Below are 7405 nucleotides of genomic sequence, written 5' to 3' on the forward strand. Positions count from 1 at the left end.
GCCGGGCCTGCGTGGTGGCGAGGCTGGACGCTCGGGTACCTGTCTCGCGCATCCGGTCTCACGTACAATACGCGCCTGATCCACACAGGAGATCCGCCTTGGTCGATCCCGCCGACAGTTTCGACGACTTCCTGCCCCAAGCGCTGCAACGGTGTTCTCCGAGCCCACTGGTCGACATCGGCGCCAACCTGACCCATGCCAGCTTCAGTTCGGATCTCGAATCGGTGCTGTTGCGGGCCCGGGCGGCGAACGTCACCACCCTGATCCTCACCGGCACCGATCGGGAACACGCCGAGCAAGCGGTGGCCCTCGCCGAGCGCTACCCCGGCCTCTACGCCACCGCCGGGGTGCATCCCCATGACGCCAGCCAATGGAATGCCTCACAGGCGCAAGCGATGAGTGACTTGCACCGCGACCCCAGCGTCGTCGCAGTAGGCGAATGCGGCCTGGATTTTAATCGCAATTTCTCCACGCCCGACGAGCAGGAACATGCTTTCGAGGCACAACTGGGCCTGGCGGCCGAGAGCGGCTTGCCGCTCTTCCTGCACGAGCGCGACGCCGGCAAGCGCATGCACGAGATGCTCCATACCTGGCGTGACGACATCAATGACGCCGTGGTGCACTGCTTCACGGCGGATCGCGATACGCTCCACGGTTATCTCGACCTCGACCTGCACATCGGCCTCACCGGCTGGCTATGCGACGAACGGCGCGGTCACCACCTGCGTGAGCTGGTCAGTGATATTCCCTTGACGCGGCTGATGGTGGAAACCGACTGTCCCTACCTGCTGCCGCGCAATCTGCCGGCCAAGCTCAAGGGCCGGCGGCACGAGCCGGCATTGCTGCCATGGATCGTGCGTGAGATCGCCCACTGGCGGGGCATGCCCGAGGCCGAGCTGGCCGAGGCCACCACCGCCACCGCCAGGGCGTTCTTTCGCCTGGCCTCCACGAACCACGCCCTGACACCCGAATGCGAGGAGCACTGACATGGCCGGCGCTGACACGAACGAGCTACCCGGCTTTATTGCCGTGGAAACCGGTGACGAAGGCGGGCTGCCCCTGGCTATCGCCTGGTCGCTGCCCGACGGACGAGTGAAACACACGCTGATCCAGCCCGATGACGACTGGCTGAACGAGGAGCTGGTCGCGCTGGGTGGCTACAGCCTGGAAGAGTTGACCAGCATGGGCGTGAGCCCGCTAGATGTGATCCGCGAGCTGGAGACCGATCATTTCAACGAGACCCTCTATACGGCCGGCGTCGGTGATGACGAGGCCGCCCTATCGCGGCTCTTCGACACCTATGGTCTCGACCCCTTCGTGGAACTCGCCCCGGCAGAGAGCCTTTATTCGAGCCTCGCGTCGGACGATTGGTCACGTGCCCGAGGCGAGCTCTTCGGCGAACTGGGCCTGGAGCCCATGCGCCCCGACCACGAGGTCGAGGTGATGCTGCACTTGCATCAGCGACTCGAGGGCGGTGAAGACTGAGTGTCAGCTCGGCATCAATGCAGGCGCAAGAATGGCCCGCCCGGCGGCCACGGCGTGCTCGAGGTCGGCACCTTGATGATAAAAGGCCTCCAGGGCGCGCTGTAGTGCCGCCGCACGGCCCGGTAGCCCGTCACGTTGATACCGAGCGGCACGGGACTCGACCCTCGCCTGGAAGGCCTCACGGTCGACCTCGACCTCGCCGCCCAGATTGTCGACGCTGACGTTAAAAGCCAGGCCGCAGGCACGCGAGAAGAGCAATTCCAACGCCTGGGGCGCGACTTCCACCCCTTCGAAGTCATGCTGCTCGGCGGCATCGCGTCCGTCTGGCAGGTACCAGTAGCCATAATCTTCCCACTGGCGACGCCGAGCGCCGGCGATGCACCAGTGGCTGATTTCGTGCAGGGCGCTGGCATAGAAGCCGTGGGCGAAGATGACCCGGTGAAACGGCGCGGTACCGTCCGACGGCAGGTACAGTGGTTCTTCGCCTCCCCGGATCAGGCAGGTGTCGTAGGTGGGCTGAAAGAGACCATCGAATAGCGCGATGACATCCTCGAGACGATGCGTCACGTAAGCTCCCTGTGCGGATAGCGTGCTCTGAAAAACAGCCATTATAGGCGTTGAGGGCGCCGGGCGAAAACGTGGCGCGGCTGATAGACTGTCGGGCCTTTGCCACACCCGCCGTGGCTGAGACATCTCCCCGCCTTCAGCATGGAGCAGCACGCTTGGCTCAGTTTGCCGCCGACCTCCTGGCCGCCAGTCGCCGAGAAACGCGCCCGCTTATCCGTCTTGCCCTGCCAATCTGCGGCGCCCAGCTCGCGCAGGCGGGAATGAGCGTCGTCGACGTCATGATGACTGGCCGCTTGAGCGCCACGGATCTCGCTGCCGTCTCGGTGGGTTCCAGCCTGTGGCTGCCGTTGATGCTGTTCATGACCGGTACATTAATGGGATTGACGCCCATCGTCGCCCAACTTCTCGGCGGCGGACGCACCGCCGGCATTCGCCCCCGTGTCCATCAAGCCCTCTGGGTGGCCCTGATGCTCGGCGTTCTGGCCGCAGGACTGCTGTGGTTCACCGTGATGCCAATATTTCACCTGATGGCGGTGCCCGACGAGGTTGCACAGGGCGCCTCGGCCTATCTTGCGGCCTTGGCCTTCGGCATGCCCGGTGTCGCTCTCTTCCAGGCATTGCGGGCATTCTCCGATGGTGTCAATCATACCCGCCCGTCGCTATGGATCAGTCTGCTGGGCCTCGGGGTCAACATTCCCAGTAACTTCGTGCTGATCTATGGCGGCGCCGGCCTCACCGATCTCCTCGGCAGCTGGCTGCCGGAGTGGATACAGTCACTCCCCGCCCTCGGCGCTTTCGGCTGCGGGATCGCCACGGCGCTCTCAATGTGGGTGATGGGCCTGGCCATGGCCGCTTATACGCACCGCAGCCACGCCTACGGCGATATCACCCTGTGGCATTCGCCTTCCCCACCACGCTGGCGCATGATCGGTAACTTGCTCTACGTGGGAGTGCCGATTGGCGTGGCGATCTTCGTCGAGGTGACTCTATTCACCCTGATTGCCCTGTTCATCGCCAGTCTCGGCGAGGTGACTGTGGCCGCCCACCAAGTGGCACTGAATTACACCTCAATCTTGTTCATGCTGCCGCTATCACTGAGCATGGCGCTCACCGTGAGGGTAGGCAATACCCTGGGCCAGGCGCGTTATCAGCTCACCCGCCTGGTCGCCTGGAATGGCATCGCGATCGGGGTACTGGTGGCGCTCTTCAATAGCCTGGTGCTGTGGTTGACGGCCCGTCCGGTCATCGCGCTTTACACCAATGACATCGAGGTCCAGCAACTGGCACTGTCGTTGGTAGTGCTGGCGATGATGTTCCAGATTTCGGACTCGCTACAGGTCAACCTGGCCGGCGCCCTGCGCGGCTACAAGGACACCCGTGTGATCATGTTCATCACCCTGGTGGCCTATTGGGTGGTGGGACTGGGTGGCGGGCATTGGCTGGGGAGTCACGGCTTGTTCGGTTTGATCGAGCCGCTAGGGGTCCATGGTTACTGGATCGGACTGATTGCCGGTCTTTCCGCGGCGGCGCTGCTATTGGGCGAACGCCTGCGACGGATGGCCACGGAGGTAGCGAATGGGAATGCCGGGCTCACATGCCGCTAAGGCTTTCCAGCACGACTGGTTGAAAAAACCACTGGGCGTGCTGTTGCTGCTGATCCTGAACGGTTGCAGCGGAAGTGGTGAGAGCGATGCCCTGCTCGTCGATTACCAGCACCAGCTTGCTGAGCTTCTGGAACTCGAGCCCCCCACTCCGCAACCTTCGAGCAATATCGGCGCCTTCCCCGACCGGGATCAGCGCCTCTTCGAGATCCCCGAGACCCGAGACGGCCTGCTCAATATCTTTGCCCTGCGTGAGTGCCATATCACCAATCTGGTGGCGCAGCGCAATAATCAGTTGGGACGAGTGGCACCGGCCAGCCAGCGCTGGCTTTATGAGTTGACGCTATGGCGACGGCTCGATGCCTGCTGGAACAGCGAGGTCCCCCAGACTCTTGCCGAGGTGGACCGCGAGCGTCTGGCCCGATTGACTGAAACCAAGACCGAGCAGTTACCCCGTGCCAGCTGGAATGCCCTCTTCGGTTCAGACGAGTGGGTCAAGAACTTCTCGCGAGCCAGCTCGGTTCTGATGCCCGGCGAAGTCGAGCCTCCACCAGCACAGCTCGATGCCCTCGCGTATCTGCGCGAGGCCACCCTGCATCAGTTCGATCCCGACTGGCATCCCGACTCCTCAACCCTCGAAGGCCATCTCAAGGCCCTGCAGTCGCGTCCCTTTACCGCCGAGCTGTTACGCACGTTGTTGCTGGCCGAGCAGCGGCTCAAGGAGGCATCAGCGTTGATCGAGAACGCCGTGACCCAACAAGCGGTCTGCTCTCGTCTCGAGGCCTTCACGCCGGCACTCGCGCAACGCCAGGAAACCCAGCAACTGGCGGCCTGGCTCGAGAGGCTCGAGACGGCTGGCACTACCTGGCTCGGTGCGATCGACGCGCTTCTCGAGGCCCACATCGAGGCACCCGATGCCGTGCGAGCCTATCGGCGTCGCTGGCTCTCTCTCGAAACCGCTGAGGCCCCGTTTCCCGCCTTCACGGCAGCAAAGGAGCGCCATCAGGCATTGCGCCTGTCGCTCGCGGAGCGCTGCCGTGGACACATGGGACTTAACCTACAGGGGGAGTCTGTGCTATTGGTTGTGCAACACTGACGCATTGCGCTATTGAGCGGCCGCGAGGCCGATGCCGTGATCACGCAGCACGTGGAGGCACATCATGGGGATCCCTCTGACTACTCGTCCGGCCCGGGTCATCGATCTGGAATCCATGCGCCAGCGTCAGCGCGCCAGGCGCCGGTTGATTCGATTGGCGCCCGAGCTGGATGGGCTGGAAATGGTCTATCGGCTCTCGTCGAGCGAAGACACCCTTTATGGCATGCCCCTGCTGGCCTGGGGGCTGCGCGAGGATGGCGAAGTGGTAGGCATGGTGCCTTGGATGGAAGCGCTGACGGCTTGCCATCATCTTGGCGATCCCGACCATGGCAGCTTCGTCGGTTACCGCGACCCCGAAACGGAGGAGCTTTTCGAGACGGCACCCGAACACAAGGTGCTCGAATTGGAGCATGCCGCTGCCTACTTCGATTACGAGGACACCGACGAAACCACCCTCATCCAGCAGCTCCCCGAAACACAGGGAACCCATGCCCTGTGCATGGACGAGGATGACGCCCCGTGGCAGCTGAAGCAGGTGTTCGGCTGGCGCCTTTACAATAATGGCCGTGTGGAAGCGCTGCTGGCCGACGAAAGGCTCGTGGAGTCCACCCCCATCCTGCCCAGCGATCCCTGCCTGTACCCGGGGTATAGCCGGCATCGCGTCGTGTATTTTTTCCAGCGCCAAATTGCCAATCGGATTCGCCGAGAGGATCCCGACACCCTGGAGGCACTTGCGCTGATGGTGATGCATGACAACGCTGTGTCGCCTGCCGGCGGTTAAAACAGGCACGGGAGATCTATAGCTGGGCCTGATATCGGGTAAGCCTCTCATCCCAATCGGATGAAATACTGGTAACAACCGCCCAGTTCGCGCTGGTAGATCAACGCGTGACCCAGAAAATGGCAGAACTTGGGTACGTCGCGGATTGTCGCCGGGTCGCTGGCAACGACCTTGAGCACCTCATCGCGCTCCATGTCTCGCACCTTGTTGTGCATCAACATAATCGGTTCTGGACAGTACAGACCCGTGGTATCGAGTTCGGCGTCATGAACGGGAGGGGTATCAGCGGTATCATCCATCGATAACCTCGTTGCAGGAAAAATCAGTAGGGAACTGTCTGATGATCAAGATCATTATCGAACGTCGTATCATGCCCGGGCTCGAAGAGGAATACGAGGCGGCTGCCAGGGAAGCCATGCATCAATCGCTCGGCGTGCGTGGCTTCATCGGCGGCGAGAGCCTTGTCGAGAGTGGACGCGTTGACCGACGGCTGATGATCACCAAATGGCGTGACCTGCGCGCCTGGAAGGAATGGTACACCAGCGAGGAACGCAGTCGGGTCATGCAGCGTCTGCTACCGCTATTGACGGAGGACGAGCGCATTCGTATCTACGAACCCACTCACTGAGCAACACCCTTTCTATGCCTCGTGAAGACGCACATGTACCGTGACTTCTTCACGATCATGGTAGAGATGGCGACAGCTCAACGCCGCCGAAATGCCCGCTTCACGGAGGGAAGCTTCGAGACCTTCCAGACAATCGTTCACCTGCCACCAACGCTGACGCATCGGTAGCTTCAGATTGAATATTGCCTCTCGACACCAGCGTTGCACCAACCAGCGTTCCACCATCGCCTGCACTCGCGTCGGACGGTCCACGATATCGCAGACCAGCCAGTCGAGACGACAGGGCGGTTTCCAGACAAAACCATCTTCTCGCAGGTGCTCGACCAGACCACTCGCCATTAGGGTCTTGTCCATTGGGCCGTTGTCGATCGCATAGACGTTCATGCCACGGCTCACCAACTGCCAGGTCCAGCCCCCCGGTGCTGCACCCAGATCGGCCGCCTGCATGCCCTCCCCGAGCCGATCGTCCCACTCATCGCGAGGTACGAATTCATGCCAGGCCTCCTCCAACTTGAGTGTCGAGCGACTCGGTGCGCCATGGGGAAAGCGCAACCGCCTGATGCCGCCCGGTGACTCGCTGCGATTACCGGGAAAGCTCATGCCCAACTGCACACGATCACCGGCACACCACAGCACGTGAAGCCGCCTCGCTCCTGCCTTGCGACGCAGTGCCTTGCGTTTTTTCAACAGCGACGCCAGCGGTCGTTCGAGCGCCTTGATCAGACCCGACAAGGCCTTGCCGTCGTTGGTATCCGGCGTTTCCTGCCAGATCGATTCAAAGTTCCAGCCGCTATCCACCACCTGCTCAACGATAGGCGACAAGCGATCCTCCCGCATCAGCGTCAGTGGCGAAAGCGCCACCAGGCTCTGGCGGGCAAACACCAGCGAGCTCAGTGGCAAGGCTTGTTGCAACGCGTTGATCGGCTCCTCGTCCGCTCCCATGAACCGGACGAAGCCCGCTCCTGACTCGAAAATGCCTTCACCATGCCAACCAATCCGGGAGGTCTTGTCGGCGAGTTCTGCAGCCAGATCCGGCTCGAAACCCGGTCGACAATACAACAGCAGCTCATGCGGTGTCGTCACGAACGATCTCCGAGTCAGAATAGGGAGGCAGCATGATAACAGCCGAGGCCCTATCTCGCTGCTTGGCACATTTCCTCCACTCACAGCCTTTTTCTTTCCCGCACACGAGAGCCCCCCAGCATCGCGTGATGCTGGGGGGCCGGGAGAGGTGCCTGACGATGACC

General features: G+C 62.1%; 9 protein-coding genes. 6 read left to right on the top strand and 3 right to left on the bottom strand.

What is annotated here, in order from left to right; all coding sequences use genetic code 11:
- The first annotated feature begins 98 nt into the window (after window positions 1-98).
- The gene (locus KG088_RS16100; RefSeq protein ID WP_213827086.1) at window positions 99-986 is read left to right on the top strand and encodes a TatD family hydrolase; all 888 of its coding nucleotides are present in this window, start codon (window positions 99-101) and stop codon (window positions 984-986) included.
- Window position 987: 1 nt separating this feature from the next.
- Entirely contained in the window at window positions 988-1485 is a 498-nt protein-coding gene (locus tag KG088_RS16105; protein WP_213827088.1) for a hypothetical protein, read from the top strand.
- 3 nt (window positions 1486-1488) lie between these two features.
- On the opposite strand, the gene KG088_RS16110 is transcribed toward KG088_RS16105, so the two are convergent.
- Window positions 1489-2052, bottom strand: a complete 564-nt coding sequence (locus KG088_RS16110) for an elongation factor P hydroxylase (RefSeq protein ID WP_319941458.1) — start codon at window positions 2050-2052, stop codon at window positions 1489-1491.
- 155 nt (window positions 2053-2207) lie between these two features.
- Here KG088_RS16110 and KG088_RS16115 point away from each other — a divergent pair, with 155 nt between their 5' ends.
- From KG088_RS16115 to KG088_RS16125, 3 genes are all read left to right on the top strand, one after another.
- Window positions 2208-3656 (top strand): MATE family efflux transporter, encoded by a 1449-nt coding sequence (locus KG088_RS16115; RefSeq protein WP_213827098.1) that lies wholly within the window; start codon window positions 2208-2210, stop codon window positions 3654-3656.
- Complete coding sequence (locus KG088_RS16120; protein ID WP_250148311.1) at window positions 3628-4749, top strand: DUF3080 family protein; 1122 nt, start codon at window positions 3628-3630, stop codon at window positions 4747-4749. Before KG088_RS16115 ends, KG088_RS16120 begins: the two co-directional genes overlap by 29 nt.
- Before the next feature lie 64 nt (window positions 4750-4813).
- A complete protein-coding gene (locus KG088_RS16125) occupies window positions 4814-5530 on the top strand; it encodes a hypothetical protein (RefSeq protein WP_213827100.1) in 717 nt (238 codons plus the stop codon).
- Window positions 5531-5577: 47 nt separating this feature from the next.
- On the opposite strand, the gene tusA is transcribed toward KG088_RS16125, so the two are convergent.
- Window positions 5578-5829 carry a sulfurtransferase TusA gene (gene tusA, locus KG088_RS16130; RefSeq protein ID WP_213827102.1) on the bottom strand — a complete coding sequence of 84 codons (252 nt, stop codon included), beginning with the start codon at window positions 5827-5829 and terminating at the stop codon, window positions 5578-5580.
- 41 nt (window positions 5830-5870) lie between these two features.
- Between tusA and KG088_RS16135 the strand changes: the two genes are divergently transcribed.
- On the top strand, window positions 5871-6158 hold the full coding sequence (locus KG088_RS16135; protein ID WP_213827104.1) for an antibiotic biosynthesis monooxygenase family protein: 288 nt from the start codon (window positions 5871-5873) through the stop codon (window positions 6156-6158).
- 12 nt (window positions 6159-6170) lie between these two features.
- Here KG088_RS16135 and rlmM read toward each other — a convergent pair whose 3' ends face one another.
- A complete protein-coding gene (rlmM, locus tag KG088_RS16140) occupies window positions 6171-7241 on the bottom strand; it encodes a 23S rRNA (cytidine(2498)-2'-O)-methyltransferase RlmM (RefSeq protein WP_213827106.1) in 1071 nt (356 codons plus the stop codon).
- Window positions 7242-7405 lie beyond the last annotated feature (164 nt).

Origin of the sequence: Halomonas jincaotanensis (assembly GCF_018448785.1) — a bacterium.
GTDB classification, from domain to species: domain Bacteria; phylum Pseudomonadota; class Gammaproteobacteria; order Pseudomonadales; family Halomonadaceae; genus Halomonas; species Halomonas jincaotanensis.